Source organism: Sphingobacterium sp. SGR-19 (assembly GCF_011043555.1).
Classification (GTDB): domain Bacteria; phylum Bacteroidota; class Bacteroidia; order Sphingobacteriales; family Sphingobacteriaceae; genus Sphingobacterium.
Window position 1 is genome coordinate 1 of record NZ_JAAKGS010000001.1, and the last position, 16,670, is coordinate 16,670.

The 16,670-nt window shown below is 41.7% G+C and carries 15 protein-coding genes and 1 riboswitch; of the genes, 6 read left to right on the forward strand and 9 right to left on the reverse strand.

Translation table 11 applies throughout. The features are described 5' to 3' along the window. Positions 1 to 635 precede the first annotated feature (635 nt). The 7 genes from G5B43_RS00005 to G5B43_RS00035 form a co-directional block, all read right to left on the reverse strand. Positions 636 to 1,214 (reverse strand): YceI family protein, encoded by a 579-nt coding sequence (locus tag G5B43_RS00005; protein ID WP_165292684.1) that lies wholly within the window; start codon positions 1,212 to 1,214, stop codon positions 636 to 638. A 28-nt stretch (positions 1,215 to 1,242) separates the two neighbouring features. Continuing rightward, positions 1,243 to 1,965 (reverse strand): pirin family protein, encoded by a 723-nt coding sequence (locus G5B43_RS00010; protein ID WP_165292685.1) that lies wholly within the window; start codon positions 1,963 to 1,965, stop codon positions 1,243 to 1,245. A 74-nt stretch (positions 1,966 to 2,039) separates the two neighbouring features. After that, complete coding sequence (locus tag G5B43_RS00015) at positions 2,040 to 3,341, reverse strand: NAD(P)/FAD-dependent oxidoreductase (protein ID WP_165292686.1); 1,302 nt, start codon at positions 3,339 to 3,341, stop codon at positions 2,040 to 2,042. Between the two features lie 114 nt (positions 3,342 to 3,455). Continuing rightward, positions 3,456 to 4,739, reverse strand: a complete 1,284-nt coding sequence (gene hisD, locus G5B43_RS00020) for a histidinol dehydrogenase (protein ID WP_165292687.1) — start codon at positions 4,737 to 4,739, stop codon at positions 3,456 to 3,458. Further along, positions 4,739 to 5,590, reverse strand: a complete 852-nt coding sequence (hisG, locus tag G5B43_RS00025) for an ATP phosphoribosyltransferase (protein ID WP_165292688.1) — start codon at positions 5,588 to 5,590, stop codon at positions 4,739 to 4,741. Before hisG ends, hisD begins: the two co-directional genes overlap by 1 nt. A 193-nt stretch (positions 5,591 to 5,783) precedes the next feature. Continuing rightward, positions 5,784 to 6,623, reverse strand: a complete 840-nt coding sequence (locus G5B43_RS00030) for a prephenate dehydrogenase (RefSeq protein ID WP_165292689.1) — start codon at positions 6,621 to 6,623, stop codon at positions 5,784 to 5,786. A 28-nt stretch (positions 6,624 to 6,651) separates the two neighbouring features. Next, complete coding sequence (locus tag G5B43_RS00035; protein ID WP_165292690.1) at positions 6,652 to 7,827, reverse strand: pyridoxal phosphate-dependent aminotransferase; 1,176 nt, start codon at positions 7,825 to 7,827, stop codon at positions 6,652 to 6,654. Between the two features lie 162 nt (positions 7,828 to 7,989). On the opposite strand from G5B43_RS00035, the gene G5B43_RS00040 reads away from it, so the two are divergent. The 4 genes from G5B43_RS00040 to G5B43_RS00055 all read left to right on the forward strand — a co-directional run bounded on the left by G5B43_RS00040 (position 7,990) and on the right by G5B43_RS00055 (position 12,685). Beyond that, the gene (locus G5B43_RS00040) at positions 7,990 to 9,822 is read left to right on the forward strand and encodes an ABC transporter ATP-binding protein (protein ID WP_165292691.1); all 1,833 of its coding nucleotides are present in this window, start codon (positions 7,990 to 7,992) and stop codon (positions 9,820 to 9,822) included. A gap of 316 nt (positions 9,823 to 10,138) precedes the next feature. After that, positions 10,139 to 11,332, forward strand: a complete 1,194-nt coding sequence (locus G5B43_RS00045; protein ID WP_165292692.1) for a radical SAM protein — start codon at positions 10,139 to 10,141, stop codon at positions 11,330 to 11,332. Positions 11,333 to 11,342: 10 nt separating this feature from the next. Further along, entirely contained in the window at positions 11,343 to 11,960 is a 618-nt protein-coding gene (locus G5B43_RS00050) for a histidine phosphatase family protein (protein WP_165292693.1), read from the forward strand. Beyond that, positions 11,960 to 12,685, forward strand: a complete 726-nt coding sequence (locus G5B43_RS00055; RefSeq protein WP_165292694.1) for a menaquinone biosynthetic enzyme MqnA/MqnD family protein — start codon at positions 11,960 to 11,962, stop codon at positions 12,683 to 12,685. The genes G5B43_RS00050 and G5B43_RS00055 overlap by 1 nt, the downstream gene beginning before the upstream one ends. A 56-nt stretch (positions 12,686 to 12,741) precedes the next feature. Here G5B43_RS00055 and G5B43_RS00060 read toward each other — a convergent pair whose 3' ends face one another. Both G5B43_RS00060 and G5B43_RS00065 read right to left on the reverse strand, forming a co-directional pair. After that, positions 12,742 to 13,956: a chloride channel protein gene (locus G5B43_RS00060; RefSeq protein WP_165292695.1), complete on the reverse strand. Its 1,215-nt coding sequence runs from the start codon at positions 13,954 to 13,956 to the stop codon at positions 12,742 to 12,744. 35 nt (positions 13,957 to 13,991) lie between these two features. Next, a riboswitch (Fluoride riboswitch) is annotated at positions 13,992 to 14,054 on the reverse strand. 48 nt (positions 14,055 to 14,102) lie between these two features. Next, positions 14,103 to 14,954 carry a helix-turn-helix domain-containing protein gene (locus tag G5B43_RS00065; protein ID WP_165292696.1) on the reverse strand — a complete coding sequence of 284 codons (852 nt, stop codon included), beginning with the start codon at positions 14,952 to 14,954 and terminating at the stop codon, positions 14,103 to 14,105. 135 nt (positions 14,955 to 15,089) lie between these two features. Between G5B43_RS00065 and fucP the strand changes: the two genes are divergently transcribed. Both fucP and G5B43_RS00075 read left to right on the forward strand, forming a co-directional pair. Further along, a complete protein-coding gene (gene fucP, locus G5B43_RS00070) occupies positions 15,090 to 16,343 on the forward strand; it encodes an L-fucose:H+ symporter permease (RefSeq protein ID WP_165292697.1) in 1,254 nt (417 codons plus the stop codon). Continuing rightward, entirely contained in the window at positions 16,340 to 16,669 is a 330-nt protein-coding gene (locus G5B43_RS00075) for an L-rhamnose mutarotase (RefSeq protein ID WP_165292698.1), read from the forward strand. Before fucP ends, G5B43_RS00075 begins: the two co-directional genes overlap by 4 nt. Position 16,670: the final 1 nt, after the last annotated feature.

Consider the following 16,670-nt stretch of genomic DNA (forward strand, 5'->3'; position numbering starts at 1 on the left):
ATTTCTTTTGATGTTCATTTTTGGGTGTAAGTAAAATATGTACACCCAAATTTACACCCAATTTTTCAGAATACCTAAAAACTCATAAAAATCTAAAATGATATTTTTACACTGATTTACAGTTGTTTATGCTTTTTATTAAGTGCGTAATAATCTTTAAAAAACCATAAAAAAAGAGCCTCCGGCTCCACAAAAAAGACATCCTAACGAGGATGTTTTTTTGTTAGGAGGGATGAGGACCCGATAGAGGGTTCGAAATATATTCGCTGCTGCCCTGAGTGCGGGGCTGTGAGACGCAAGCAATCCCTCCGGCTCCACAAAAAAGACATCCTAACGAGGATGTTTTTTTGTTAGGAGGGATGAGGACCCGATAGGAGGGATGAAAACACAATATCTGAAGAAAACCGGCCTTTACCTTTTTACGTACGTGCTTCGCCCTTTCTTTATACTTTCTTCGCCCAATGACCGTGTTTTTTATGTCAGTTTACCGTGTAGTTACCGAGCCGCGCACGGTAATTACACGTTGGTTACACGGTAAATATACGGTAAATTGGCGAACAGAGTCCGAATAGAGTCCGAATAGAGTCCGGATAGAGTCCGAATAGATAGCGAAGGTTCTCCGAACCCGAAGTGTATTATTTCTTATGACCAAATTCGCCATCCGCTTTTATCTGTACTCCATCGCTAATCATAGGAGCGGGGAATTTAGAGCCTAAACCAAAATCGGATCGTTTGATTTCCCCTGTAATTTGAATACCGGCTACAGGAGCTCCATCAGCATTTGGATTTTGCGTAGTTCCGCGATGTTTCATCGTCATGGTAACCGGTTTTGTAACGCCTAGTAAAGTGAGATCTCCTTTAAGCGTATAGGTATCCTGTCCGGATTTTTCAATAGAAGTGCTTTTAAACGTCATTGTAGGATGTTTTTCAGCATCAAAGAAATCAGCGCTTTTTAGATGATTGTCCCGCGGTTCCACTCGGGTATCTATCGAGTTAGTTTGTACAGTCAGTTCGATAACAGCATCACTAAAGTCTTCTTTAGACGAAACGATCGATACGTCATACGTGTTGAAATGACCGGGGACGTCCGCAATACCCAAGTGCGTAACCGTAAAGCCTAATTTAGAATGGTATGGATCCGCCGTCCATGTTGTCTGCGCAAACAATCCTATTGAAACGAATAGAAATGCAAAAAATAAAGTTAACTTTTTCATCTGTATATAATTTTTGAATAAATAATTCTTATTGTATTTCCATGGGAACTTCCATTAATAATATCTCGGCATCTGCAGTAGCTTCAAGTGTGAACCTTTCAATCTCCGACAGTCCGTAACCATCTCGTCGGTTTAAAATTTGGTCACCGACTCGCACACTACCGTTAAGAACAAAAATATATACACCATTGTTTGCAGGATCTTTGAGTACATATTCCGTATGATTTCCTTTCTCGAGAAGGCCCATATGAAACCAGGCCTCCTGATGTATCCACACACCTTGATCTTTTGGGTTTGGGGAAAGAATCTGTTCTAGCTGATTGGGGAGTTGCCGATAGTGTAACTTGGCTTGATCGTAGCGTGGGTCAACGTTACGTTTATTTGGGAAAATCCATATTTGAAGGAATTCGGCTGCCTCATTGGGCATATTATTGAACTCCGAATGATAAATACCCGTACCGGCACTCATTACCTGGATTTCGCCGGGTCTGATAACGCCTTCATTCCCCATGTTGTCGCGGTGCTTCAGCTCCCCTTTCAACGGAATGGAAATGATTTCCATGTTATTATGGGGATGTTCGCCAAATCCCTGTCCGCCCGATACCTGATCGTCGTTCAGCACACGAAGGGCACCGAAATGTACACGATCAGGATGATGGTAGGAAGCAAAACTAAATGTATGAAAGCTTTTAAGCCAACCGTGGTCTGCTTTTCCTCTGGAATCTGCTTTATGTAAAATTGATTTTGCCATAACTTTATTGTTTTGATAACACAAAGTTATGGCAAGTCTTTATTTAAATTATTGATGTATGTTAAGAAGTTATTCTAGCCATGAATATTCGTTCTTACTTCATTGTTGTCTCGCTTCCGTTCGCTGCGGATGATTAGACGAAGATCGGAGTTGGCTGAATAGAAAGACCAAACCCAGTTTCCTAACAATTTCCACCTATTACGAAAGCCTGCGATAGGGAAAAGATGGATAAGCAGCCACGTGAGCCAAGCAAAGAAACCGGTAAAGGAAAATTTAGGTAAGTCGGCGACAGCTTTGTAACGCGCTATGATGGCCATGCTTCCTTTATCCACATACGAAAACGGTTTCAATGTTTGTCCTTGATCTTTGGCAATAATGTTCTTGGCCAATAAAATCCCTTGTTGAATAGCAACTTGGGCTAATTGTGGATGACCATTGGGGAATTTCGGGTCTGTGTCCTGAAAGCAGATGTCGCCGATAGCAAAAATGTTGTGATAACCTTGTACGCCATTGAACTGATCGACTAAAACCCGACGTCCTCTTCCAAACTTTTCTGCTGGTAGCCCCGGTAACTCGCGAGCTATAACCCCAGAAGTCCAGATCAATGTTTTGGTTTTTATTTCAGCGCCGTTAGCTAGGATAACCGTATCGTCCACGTAATCTTTGACAGCAGTATTCAACGTAATATCTATCCCTAGTTTCTCCAGAACTTCAAACGCTTCTTTCTGAGCGACGCTACTCATAGGGGCTAAAAGGGCTGGCCCCGCATCTACCAGATGGATTTTTGGTTTTAATCCCACTAATTCTGGATATTCTTTTTTAACAATACGCTCACTCAGCTCGGCGATCATTCCAGAAACCTCCACACCAGATGGGCCACCGCCAGCAACGACGATGTTTATATACGCTTCGCGATCCGGATCATCTGTCCGTTGAATATAATCTTCGAGGTTAAGTAATAACTTGTTCCGGATAGCGAGTGCATCGGTGATATTCTTCATCGGAAATGCCTTTTTCTTGACGTTCTCCATGCCGAAGAAATTAGTTTCGGTGCCCGTGGCTAAAATTAAATAATCGTACGGTAAATCGCCCGTATCCGTTTCAATGAGGTTGCTCTCCGCACGAATATTCAATAACCTTCCGAGATGGAAGGAGAATCCTTGATGTTTTCTAAACATTTTGCGGAAAGGCATACTGATATTCGAAGCTTCTATAAAAGCGGTAGCCGCTTGATAAATTAAAGGAGGGAAGAAGTTGTAATTGTTGATATCCACTAAGGTCACTCTGTAAGGGTGTCTTTTTCCTAAAGATTTGACGAAATTTATACCCGCAAATCCGCCACCTACAACGACAATGTGTTTTTTATTATCTGCCATAATAAACTGTTCGTTTGTATAAGTATTGCCCAACAGTAGATAGAACAAAGCCTTCTACGCTTTTGTTTGGGAAATATGCTGCAAAGATAGAAAAACCAATAAGAACCGAGGGCTTTATTTTCGGATACTTATTGCGTTTTTATGCGCATGCAACCCTTCCAGTTCGGCTAAAGTCTCCACGGTGGAGCCAATATGACGTAACCCGTCACGGGAGATGTGCTGAAATGTGATTTTCTTAACAAAAGAATCTACGGAGACGCCAGAATAAGAACGTGCATAACCCGAAGTAGGCAAGGTGTGATTGGTACCTGAAGCATAGTCGCCGGCGCTCTCTGGGGTGAGGTGCCCTAAAAACACCGAACCTGCATTGGTAATGCGTGGAAGTAAACTTTTCCATTCGTCTGTTTCCAGTATCAGATGTTCTGGAGCATACCGGTTGGAAAAATCGAGTGCTTCCTGTAAGTCAGTCACCTCCATAGCATATGAATTTTTAAGGGCCATGTTCGCTATTTCTGCGCGAGGTAACACGTCGAGTTGCTTCTGAAGTTCGTCGTTAACCCGCTGGATGATATCTGCTGATGTGGCTACAAGAACCGCTTGACTATCCGGCCCGTGTTCTGCCTGCGCTAATAAGTCGGCAGCAACGAATGCCGGCTGGGCGGTATGGTCGGCTACGACCAAAACTTCAGAGGGACCGGCGGGCATATCAATGCTGACGTTTACCATACTCTGAACGATACTTTTTGCTTTGGTGACAAACTGGTTTCCCGGACCGAATATCTTGTCCACCTTCGGTATGCATTCCGTGCCATACGCCATCGCAGCAATGGCTTGTGCACCACCTACAAGGTATATCTTTTCAATTTTTAACAATAGCAGACAGTAGGCGACAAAGCCGTTTATTTTTCCGGTTTGTTGCGGCGGTGAACATACCACGATTTCTTTGCATCCCGCTATCCGTGCCGGTACGCCGAGCATTAGTAAGGTACTTGGCAAAACCGCTGATCCGCCAGGGATATATAATCCCACTTTTTCAATGGGGCGCACTTCACGCCAACATTCCACTCCCGGCATGGTTTCAACGACCCGCTCTCTACGTAGCTGGCTACTATGAAACTTATGGATGTTTTGAAAGGCTATTTCCAATGCACGCTGTTGGTCGCGCGTAATGGTCGAGGCCAGCGCCTCAATATCTTCTTTTTCCAAATAAAGCCTTTCAAGGGCTACTTTATCGAACTTTAATGTAAGTTCCTTCAGCGATTGATCGCCGCGTAGACGAACATCATCAATGATCTGCGATACCGCGTCTTGAATGGCATGCGTAGCATCCGTGTTGCGCGCAGTGAGTTGTTCGATATCCGCTGCGGTTAAGCTGTTAAATGAATACCGTTTTAACATTATAGTATTATTTTTTCTATAGGCATGACCACAATACCCTGTGCGCCAGCGGCTTTCAATTTATTGATTTTATCCCAGAAATCATCCTCGGGAATAACGGTGTGGACGGCTACCCAGCCCTCTTCTGCAAGCGGAACTACTGTTGGACTTTTTACACCCGGCAGCAGCGTTGTTATCTTTGGGAGGTTGCTTTTTTCCACGTTTAATACAACGTATTTCGTTTCTTTTGCACGTAACACCGACTGTACACGCTGCAGCAGTTCGCATAAAATGGGGTTTTCTGTCAACCCCTCGCGACCAATAAGAATAGCTTCGGAACGGCGCACATCTGCGAAGGGTTTAAGCCCATTGCTTTTTAACGTGCCGCCCGTAGAAACGATATCGCAGATGGCATCACTTAAACCTAAGCCCGGCGCTATCTCTACAGAGCCCGAAATTTGTCGTATCTCCGCTGATAGATTATGTTCAGCCAAAAATTCTTGGAGAATGTTAGGGTAGGTGGTAGCTATTGCTTTGCCTTGTAAATCTTTGAGTTCCTGTATATCGGAGTCTTTAGGAATTCCGATCTTTAACATACAACGACCAAAACCGAGCCTTTGCAAATACGTCACTTTTTCCTGCGATTCATCAATAACATTCTCTCCGACAATACCTAAATCTGCAATGCCTTGTGCGACGTATCCGGGAATATCATCGTCGCGTAGGAACAATATTTCCAGGTTGAAATTATTGACCGTGGTGATAAGGGAACTTTTATAGTTTTCAAAATCAAGCCCGCAGTTTTTAAGCAACTGAACCGATTTTTCATTTAATCTACCCGATTTTTGGATAGCGATTTTAAGATTCTTCAAAATGTAGGATTTTTAATGTTTACTATTATTAATAAAAGAAAGATAACTCGGGGTTTTTGCTTCACGTAGAAACACATTACATTACATATCGCCAAAATGGCGATGGTGGAAATGGATGTGATGTGTGAACAAATAAGTCATTTTTATTAATAATGCAACAAAAGTATACTTTTGTTGTGTGTTTTGCAAATAATTATTTGATGATCCTTTTTATTTTATTGGATTTCTTTATTAGTTTATGTAACCCTTCGTAATCTTCTTTATCTAATTTTGTATATAGATTTTGCAGCTGTTTAATATGCTCTTCCAATACTTCCAATACGTTGTCACGGTTTTGTTTAAAAATAGGCGTCCACATATCTGGAGATGATTTTGCGAGGCGGACGGTCGATTCAAATCCCGATCCCGCAAGTTCAAAAATACGTCCCTGTGATTTTTCTTTTTCCAAAACAGTCAATGCAAGCGCGAAAGAAGTAAGATGGGAAATATGCGATACATACGCTGTATGCATGTCGTGTTCCTCCGCTGTCATAAACGTGGTTTTCATTTCCAGTTTTTCTGTCAGCGAATCGGCTAGCTCAAAAGCGTCTTCATCCGTTTTGAACGCTTCCACATATACCATCACTTTATCTTTATACAGATTGGGGATAGCCGCTTCGGGACCCGAGTATTCTGTACCGGCCATCGGATGCGCTGCGATATACCGTCCCCGGTTCGGATGATCTTCTATCAGACGTAAGATGTTTGTTTTTGTAGATCCCATATCAATGACCACTTGATTGGTCACCTTGTCCAAAATACCTGGTAGCAGGTGCGTGATAGCGTCTACCGGTACAGTTAAGATAATAATTCGGCTGGATGCAATCGCCTCATCCAGTGACTGAATTTCGTCAACGAGTCCCAGTTGCAAGGCTTTTTTTGCGTTGGCTTCGTTTTTTTCTACGCCGATTATCTTTTCACCAAATTGGGTTTCCTTCAGGCGGATGCCGATAGAGCCTCCAATTAATCCCACGCCCACAATAGTTATGTTCATTTTTTTTGTAGATCCAATGTTCAAATTTTTAACTTTTTTCTTTTGTTCCCCGCCCTTCGATACGTTCGATAGCTTGATCAAATACTTCCTCCTTCGCACAGAGGCTGATCCGGATATACTGTTCGCCTGCGCTGCCGAATATTCCGCCAGGAGTAATGAATACGTATGCCTGGTGTAGAATATCATCGCTTAAAGCATATCCGTCTGTATATTTGTCGGGAACTTTCGCCCAAACGAAAAGCCCGACTTGTGCGCGGTCATAATCACATTCCAATATATCCATGATACGGAAAACCTTTTCGCGTCTTTTGGCATAGACGGCATTAAGTTCAGTATACCAAGATGAATCTAGTCGAAGTGCCGTTGCTGCAGCCGCCTGTAGCGGTAAAAACATACCCGAATCCATGTTGCTTTTAAAACGTAAGATTTCGTTGATACGGTTTTCGTCCGCTATCAGCATGCCAATGCGCCAACCGGCCATATTAGATGACTTGCTCAAAGAGTTTAGTTCGATGGCTACTTCTCTTGCACCCTCTACAGCCATTAAGCTGCGTGGTTTGTCATTTAATATGAAGCTGTAAGGATTGTCGTGGCAGATCAATATATTATGTTTTTTGCCGAAAGTTACAATCCGTTCAAATAATTCGATTGTAGCAGATGCGCCAGTAGGCATGTGCGGATAGTTAATCCACATCATTTTCACTTTACTTAGATCGCTTTTTTCCAGCAACTCAAAATCAGGTTGCCAGTTGTTTTCGGCTTTTAATTCATACGAAACAGCCGTTGCACCGCTTACTCTTACGGCACTTGTATAAGCCGGATAACCCGGATTGGGAATCAGTACCTCATCGCCTTCTTGTAAATAGGTCATACAGATATGCACGATGCCTTCTTTTGAACCAATAAGGGGAAGAATTTCCGTTTGTGGATTTAAATCTACATGGTAATAACGTTTATACCAGTCAGCCATAGCCTCCCGAAGAATCGCGGCTCCTCTATAGCTTTGATATCCGTGTGTATAATTTTTACTTGCTTCCTCGCTTAAAACACGCAATACGTCTGGATGTGGTGGCAGATCGGGGCTTCCGATGCCTAAGTTAATCACCCGTGCCCCGCGCTTATTCATTTCGTCAATTTCCCGCAACTTTTTGGAGAAGTAGTACTCCTCTGTATGTTGTAGTCTATGGGCAACTTCTATGTGCATATTAATAAATTTGAAATTTAGCGCCTAAATTACAGATTTAATGCAATAAAGAATCCTATTTAATAGGAAAATATCAAAACAGTGCAACAATAGGGCTATGTTGACGCTTTTACATTAGGTAAAATGCATTTGTTTGTTACTTTTGTAGTCTTAATATCGTACATGAAGACATACTTTAGACTGTTATCTTTCGCAAAACCTATCGGGAAATATGCCATTCCGTATATTATTTGTACCATTATTACGGTGGTTTTTGGCACACTTAACCTCGCCCTGTTAGCCCCTTTATTGCAGGTATTGTTTAAAGGAACAGGGAATGCTGATGTTAACGCCGTAAATACTCCAGCGAAACCAGATGGCTATGATATGGGCGAATGGTTTATGTATCTGGCGGATAAGCTTTACTATGATATAGGGCCATACGAAGCACTCAAATATGTCTGTATCGTTATTGTCACGTCGGTGTTTATAAGCAATCTTTTTCGATATTTATCGCAGCGGATAATGGAAAACTTGCGGATACACACTCTTTTAAATTTGCGTAAAGCGGTATTCAACAATGTGATGGATCTCCATGTGGGTTTTTTTACAAACAGCCGCAAGGGGGATGTGATGTCTAAAATAGCATCGGACGTACAAGTGGTACAGTTTTCTGTAACATCGACCTTACAAGTTGCCTTTAAAGAACCCTTACAGCTTATAGCCTATATAGTTGTTCTATTTAGTTTTTCTGCCAAATTGACTTTATTTTCAATAGCCGTTATTCCTGTTTCTGCTTTTTTAATCTCGTTAATCGTAAAAAAATTGCGTGAACAGGCTCGGGAAGCGCAGCAGTCTTACGCGAATATGATATCGTATTTGGATGAAGCACTTTCAGGTGTGAAAATCATCAAAGCGTTTAACGCCATTCCATTTGTAAAAGACCGCTTTAACGGAGAAAGTGAGCGCTATTCGAAGATACTCCGAAGAATGGTACGCAGACAACAAATGAGTTCACCTGTTTCCGAATTGCTTGGCGTGGTGATGGTGGCCGTTATATTGTTGTATGGAGGAAACTTAGTGCTAACAGGACAGGGGGAGCTGTCCGCATCGGAATTTATAGCGTATATCGGTATTTTCTCACAAGTGATGCGTCCGGCAAAAGCTTTGACAGAATCGTTTTCGAGTATCCATAATGGCATTGCGGCCGGCGAACGTGTATTAGAACTTATCGACGAACGTAATGCAGTGGTAGATAAACCTGATGCAAAACCCGTACATGGTTTTAACCAGTCAATAGCGTTTAAGGATGTAAATTTTGCATATGGCGAGAAACAGATTTTGCGCAACATTAATATGGAGATACCGAAGGGCAAGACGATAGCTTTGGTGGGACCGTCGGGAGGAGGAAAATCGACATTGGTCGATTTGATTCCCAGGTTTATGGATGTGACTGGCGGGGCGATCTTAGTAGATGACGTCGATGTGCGTGACCTTCAACAGGAATCGTTGAGGACACTGATTGGTACTGTAAATCAGGAAACGGTATTGTTCAACGATACCATATTTAATAATATTGCTTTTGCTCAACCGAATGCGACCATGGAAGAAGTGGAACATGCGGCACGCATTGCGAATGCGCACGACTTCATCTTGAAAACGGAAAATGGTTACGAAACAAATATCGGTGACCGCGGAGCTAAATTATCCGGTGGCCAGCGGCAACGTATATGTATCGCCAGGGCAGTGTTGCGGAATCCTCCGATCATGTTATTGGACGAGGCAACCTCAGCATTAGATACGGAATCAGAAAAATTAGTGCAGGACTCACTTTATAAACTGATGGAAAATAGAACGACGGTAGTTATTGCCCATCGTTTAAGTACAATCCAAAATGCAGATAATATTGTGGTGATTGAGAATGGACAAGTTGTAGAACAAGGGAGTCATCACGATCTAATCGCAAAGGACGGGTTGTATAGACGGTTGATTGATATGCAGCAGTTTATTGATTAGTCTTTTAACTTCTTTTTCCCCGTGAAAAAGAAGCAAAAACCTCGTCGCTTCGAATGTTTTACATTTGGAATAGTACTAAGGATGAATTTGTACAGTTGTAAAACATTCGGATGCGACTTTTAATGTCAAGGGAGGAATTGTGCAATTGTATTATCCCCTCCTTAGCCTTTAAATGCCACATGTAAAATTTTGAAATATGTAGAAATAAGATGAATGCACTATCCCTTCCATTCAAAATTTTAAAGTGGCGAGTTTTTTTGTATACTTTTTTTGCGGAAAAAAAAGTATAAAACAATAAATTTGTTAGGAGGCAGAAATGAACGCAACGGAGAAACTTAATTTTTTAATTCAAGATAAAAACTTAGACACCGAATTAAGACGAATCGCCCAAAAGGTGCTTCAAGGTGAGCGGGTGAGTTTTGAGGAAGGCGTTATACTATACCAGCGCGGAGAACTCGGCTATTTAGGTGTGCTCGCTAATTATATCCGTGAGAAAAAACACGGTGACTATACGTACTTCAACAGAAATTTTCATATCGAGCCCACTAACGTATGTGTGTACGATTGTAAGTTCTGTGCGTATTCCCGGTTGATTAAAGAGAGGGAGCAGGGATGGGAAATGGATGTTGCGGGTATGATGGATATTGTAAAAAAGTACGACGACGAGCCAGTTACCGAGGTACATATTACAGGTGGCGTTGTGCCAAAACAGAATCTAGATTTTTATGCCGACTTTTTCCGTCAGTGTAAAGCACACCGCCCTGATTTACATATTAAAGGGCTTACGCCGGTAGAGTATTACTACATCTTCAAAAAAGCAAAAATGAGCCATTACGATGGTTTGAAATACCTGCAGGAATGTGGTCTTGATTCTATGCCGGGAGGCGGTGCGGAGATCTTCCATCCGGAAATCCGTGAGAAAATAGCAGGCGACAAGTGTACGGCCGAGCAATGGTTAGACATTCACGAACAAGCGCATAGCTTGCACATGCGTACCAACGCTACGATGCTGTATGGACATATTGAAGAATTTTGGCATCGTATAGACCACATGGAGCGATTACGTCAATTGCAGGACAAAACCGAAGGTTTCCAAGCATTTATCCCCTTGAAGTTCCGTAATCAAGGTCATCAAATGTCACATGTACCGGAAGTATCGGTTGTGGAAGACTTGCGCAACTACGCGGTTGCGCGGATTTATATGGATAATTTTGATCACATCAAAGCTTATTGGGCGATGATTTCCAGAGATACTGCACAACTTTCGTTGGCATTCGGCGTGGATGATATAGATGGCACATTAGATGATACTACTAAAATCTACTCCATGGCCGGCGCAGAAGAACAACACCCGGCAATGAGCACTCGCCAATTGGTCGAGCTTATTAAGCAGGTAGGCAGACATCCAATTGAACGCGACACCCTTTATAAAGTAGTAACTGATTATAAAGATGTTGTTTTTGACGATGCAAATAAGCCAAATTATTATTCGTTACCCGTAGTAGAATAACCGTTAGACATTGAGAAAGACATTTTATTTTATCCGACACGGACAAACAGATTTAAATTTAAAAGGGATTGTGCAGGGGAGAGGTATAGATTCTCCGCTGAATGAAACGGGACATAGGCAAGCACAGGCTTTTTATGAAGCCTTTAACCATGTGCCTTTTGATAAGATATATACATCTACCTTGTTACGGACCAAACAAACCGTTAGGCCCTTTCTTGAACAAGGCATACCGAGTGAGGAATTGGTGGGCCTGGATGAAATTTCATGGGGGATTTATGAAGGAAAGGAGCAGGATGACACTATTATAACAGGTTTTGAGAAAGTAGTAAATTCTTGGAGAGAGGGAAACTTGGATTTAAGCATCGAGCAAGGAGAATCTCCGAACCAGCTGGTGGCCCGCCAGCAACAAGCAATATCTTACATGTTGCAACAGCAAGATGAAGAAACGGTTCTGGTGTGTATGCACGGCCGCGCAATGCGTATCTTGCTCTGTCATTTGACCAATGTTGCCGTATGCCTAATGGATGATTTCCCACATACCAATACAGCCCTGTATGTATTGGAATATAATGGTAACTGTTTTGAAATAGTTGATCATTATAACATTAAACATCTAGAAAATCTATAATGAATAAAATAGCGATATCTGCTGTTTCTTATACAAACACACTTCCTTTTTTGAATGGTATAAGAAACTCAGACGTGATAAATGCGATAGACCTCTCGGTAGACTACCCCAGTGAGTGTGCGCGGAAGGTAATCGATAACGAGGTGGATATGGGGATTATTCCTATTGCCGCTTTAGCTAAGCTCTCTAATTACCATATTATTGGTGATTACTGTATTGGAAGTGATGGTGCAGTAGATTCTGTGTTTATTTTTTCCAATAAACCGATTGAGGAAATCGAAACGTTGCTGTTGGATAAACAGTCCAGAACCTCCAATGGATTGGCACAAATTCTATTGAAGCATTATTGGAAAAAAGACGTAGAAATCCTCACAGAAGGACAGGCCGATGCTTATGTATTGATTGGTGATCGCACTTTTGGCAAAAAAAACAAAGTACCCTTTGCGTACGACTTGGGATATTATTGGAAAGATATGACCGGTTTGCCTTTTGCTTTCGCCGTATGGGTTTCGAATAAGGAATTACCTGAAGATTTTAAAGAAGCGTTCAACCATGCGCTGGCAATGGGAGTGGAACATCCCGAAGATGTTATCCCAGGACTGCCTGTATACGAGGGTTTTGATTACCACGCGTATTTGACCGAGAGCCTTGATTTTCATCTCACTATGGATAAAAGAAAAGCGATTGATCTGTATCTAGAGTTGTATGCTACGCTGAAAACATAACATATAAAAACTTCACTAATTCCCTAGACGGTAAAATCTCAGGTCTCGTTGTGGATTTAAAAAAGTTTAAAGTTTTTAATTCTTTGCGCACTATAGATACCTTTTTTTCCGGAGACTACATAGCTAATCAGGCAGGTTATTAAGAAAAACAAGCCGTATTGCCAGCCAAATAACTCTATGGCCATCACTGTACACGCGATGGGTGTTTTTGTGCAGCCGGCAAACACGGAGACAAAACCGGTAGCGGCTAGGAGCGCCATCGGAAGTGGGATGAAAGGTGCCAAGGCATTGCCTAAGGTAGCGCCAATGAAAAACAGCGGCGTAACTTCCCCCCCTTTGAAGCCCGCGCTCAAAGTCAGTGCAGTCAGTCCTATTTTGATAAGGAAATCCGTCGGGGGAAGAGGTTGCTGAAAGGCGGCAATAATCGTAGAGATACCGAGCCCTATATGTTTTGTGGTTTGTAAAAGAAAGACGGTTAAAATAACTAATATTCCACCAATAAAAGGGCGAAGTAATGGTTGCTTTATTTTTTTGAATCCGATGCTGAATATATCGCCGGTATAGCGAAATAGAATGGACGCCAGTCCGAATAAGCTCCCCGCAAGCAACAGGTAAGCAACGATAGGAAAAGACCAGGAGGGAACTTCTCCGATAGGAGGATAATGGGTATGTAAATCACCGTAGAGCGTGCATACCCAGTTAGAAAGTAAAGCTGTTGCCAATATAGCAACTATACCTCGCCAGCGTATTTTACCTAGCTGGACCATCTCGATAGCGAAAATGGCACCCGCTAATGGTGTTCCGAAAAGTGAAGCAAATCCCGACGCTATCCCACATAACAAGAGAATGCGTTTGTCTTGCTTCCCTAGCGGAACGAACTTGTTGAATTGGGCTGCAATAGCGCCTCCATATTGTACTGCTGTCCCTTCGCGCCCTGCCGAGCCACCGAAAAGATGGGTCATTAAGGTTGTGAGAATGATCATAGGTGCCATTTTCCCTGGAATTCCTGGAGTCGTAGGGTTGTAGTATTCTTCCAATAGGAGGTTGTTCCCCTTTTGTGCTCCGCCTCCATATCGTTGATACCACCATACAATACACATGCCGGCAAAAGGTAGCAAAAGTATGATCCAGCGGTGCGTTTCGCGAAACAGGGTGACTTCATTTAAAGCATACAGAAATGCAGCGGATAGGAGACCTACCAAACCGGAAATAGCACATATTAAAAACAACCATTTAAAAAAGAGGCGAATCAAAGGAACTGACTTTATCATCTTTATCAATAACTATCTTGTTTGAAGATTATGCAAATAAAGTAGACGTCATCAGCTTTTTCGGGCGGTTTAGGGCAGACATCATTGCCAAAAGAGCAAATATAACGGTTTTCTAGTAAACGTGCAAGATGTCCATTTCGGGCGAGCTATTGAATCGATTCCCGGTAGGCAGAGGGCGTAGAACCAGTGATGGATTTAAACATCTTGTGAAAACTGACGAAATTATGAAAACCGGACTCGAAACAGATCTCTTTAACGGGTGCGTTGCTTTCCGATAGTAGCTTACAGGCGTGACCTACTCGAAGTTCATTAATAAATTCAATCAGTGTTTTTCCGGTACGCTGTTTAAAGTAGCGACAAAAGGAGTTAGATGTCATCCCAGCTATATGAGCGATCTCATCAAGATGAATTTTAGACTTGTAATGTAAACGGATATAATCTAGTATTTTATTCATACGAAGATAGTCGCCTTGTTGCTGTGGATTCGTGTAGTGGGAACTTACTAATGTAGTCAGCATAGGTAGGGCTGCTGTATAATCGAGAATTTCCAGAAGCTTAATGAGTCGTTTGGTAGGCAATTGGTTAGGTATATTTTCGAAGAAATGTACAAGGTTTGGGTTGTTCGATGGAAATAAAATAGCCTGTTTTGCTAGCCGATAAACCTGCTTAATCCCGATGGCCTCCGGCAATCCAAAAAAATCAGAACCGACAAAATCGGGTTTGAAGTGGATAGCATATATCGTGGCTACAGTGGATCCATCAGCCTTTAGATATTCTTCATCAAAAAGCCAATAATGCGGTGTTTTAGAGCCTATTAAAACAGTAAAATTATCAGAAAACTGCTGGATGCAGTCGCCTACAAAGAACGTTCCTTTTCCGTGCTTAATATAAATAAATTCTAATTCTTCATGATAATGCCAGATATTGTTTTGAGGCATATTATCATGCCGGACAGCGATTGCACTAAGAGTGGACGAGGTATGATCTAAACGTTGCATCAATAAGATAATTTATTTATTCGTATAGAATGCTTAAATGTACATAATCAGTGTTAATATTGGTTAATAAATCGGTAAAATAGTTCAATAATGCTATGGTAATTTATATTAGTTTTACTTTCCAATTCAGTTCCTATGGCACGAGAAAAGAAATATACACTAGCTATTGCGTTAATAACCTCTTTATTTTTCTTTTGGGGTTTCATCCACAATCTAGATCCAATTCTGATTCCACATTTACGAAATGCGTTTAGTTTAACCCATTTCCAGGCGTCTTTGGTGGACTCTGCAGTTTTTATAGCTTATTTTTTATTGGCTATTCCTGCAGGTTATATCATGAAGCGTTTTGGATATAAGACAGGTATAACAGTGGGATTGCTTGTTTTCGCATTAGGATGTTTCCTTTTCATTCCTGCTGCAAATAAGATCAACTATTATTTCTTTTTGGGGGCTTTATTTATAGTGTCCTGTGGGCTTGCTATATTGGAAACGGCCGCAAATCCGTATATTACGGTATTAGGTGATCCTGAAAAAGCAACGCAGCGGCTCAACTTTGCACAATCTTTCAATGGCTTAGCAGCATTTGTTGCACCTATTGTTGGAGGTAAATTTATTCTAACGGAAGAACCAAAGTCTGCTGAAGAGATTGCAGCATTGAGTGAGCAGGCAAGAAATGCTTACATCCAAGCGGAAACTGCTTCTGTAAAGGGACCGTATCTTGTGCTGGGATTGATTCTGCTATTGCTAACCGTTTTCTTCATTTTCACCAAACTGCCCGAAATCAAAGAAAAGGAAGAGGGGGGCGGTTCTAAAGGTGTGTTCGGTTCGCTAAGACACAAAAATGTATCTTGGGCAGTAATAGCGCAATTTTTCTATATCGGAGCACAAGTCTGTATATTGAGTTTTTTGGTTATGTACGCAACGGAGGTTTCAGGTGTTGCTCCTACGCAAGCAAGTTATTACGCTGGTGTTGCGGGACTTGCCTTTATGCTCGGTAGATTCATTGGAACATTCTTTATGCGATATATAGAACCACTTAAGTTGCTATTGATATATGCGTTGGTTTCCATGGGTTTAACGTTATATGTAATTTATGGCAACGGGATAGGAACCTTATATGCTATGATTGCTATTGCTTTTTTTATGTCTATCATGTTTCCAACTATTTTTGCAGTCGGTGTGGAAGGTATAGGCGCGGATACGAAATCAGCGTCCAGCCTGATTGTTATGTCGATTGTAGGCGGAGCTGCTTTGCCGCCAGTATTGGGGCTGGTGTCCGACTGGACAGGCGATTTCCAACTGGCATATTATGTCGTGTTTATGTGTTTTGTAATGGTGGCGCTGTTTGCTTGGAAGAATAGGAATAATAACAAAGAATATACTATATGAAGAGATATGCACTTGCACTAGATCTCGTAAACGATCCCGAATTAATAGCAGAATATGAGGTTTACCACCGAGCTGTATGGCCGGAAATTCGTTCATCGATAAAAGATACAGGTGTTCAGGAGATGGTTATATATCGTTTTGCAAATAGACTATTTATGGTTTTAGATGTGAATAATGAGTTCAGTTTCGAAAAGAAAGATGAAATGGACGCAGCTAATCCAAAAGTACAGGAATGGGAAACATTGATGTGGAAATACCAGCAAGCTCTACCGGGAGCAAAACCAGGAGAAAAATGGGTGTTGATGGACAAAATTTTTGAATTATAAG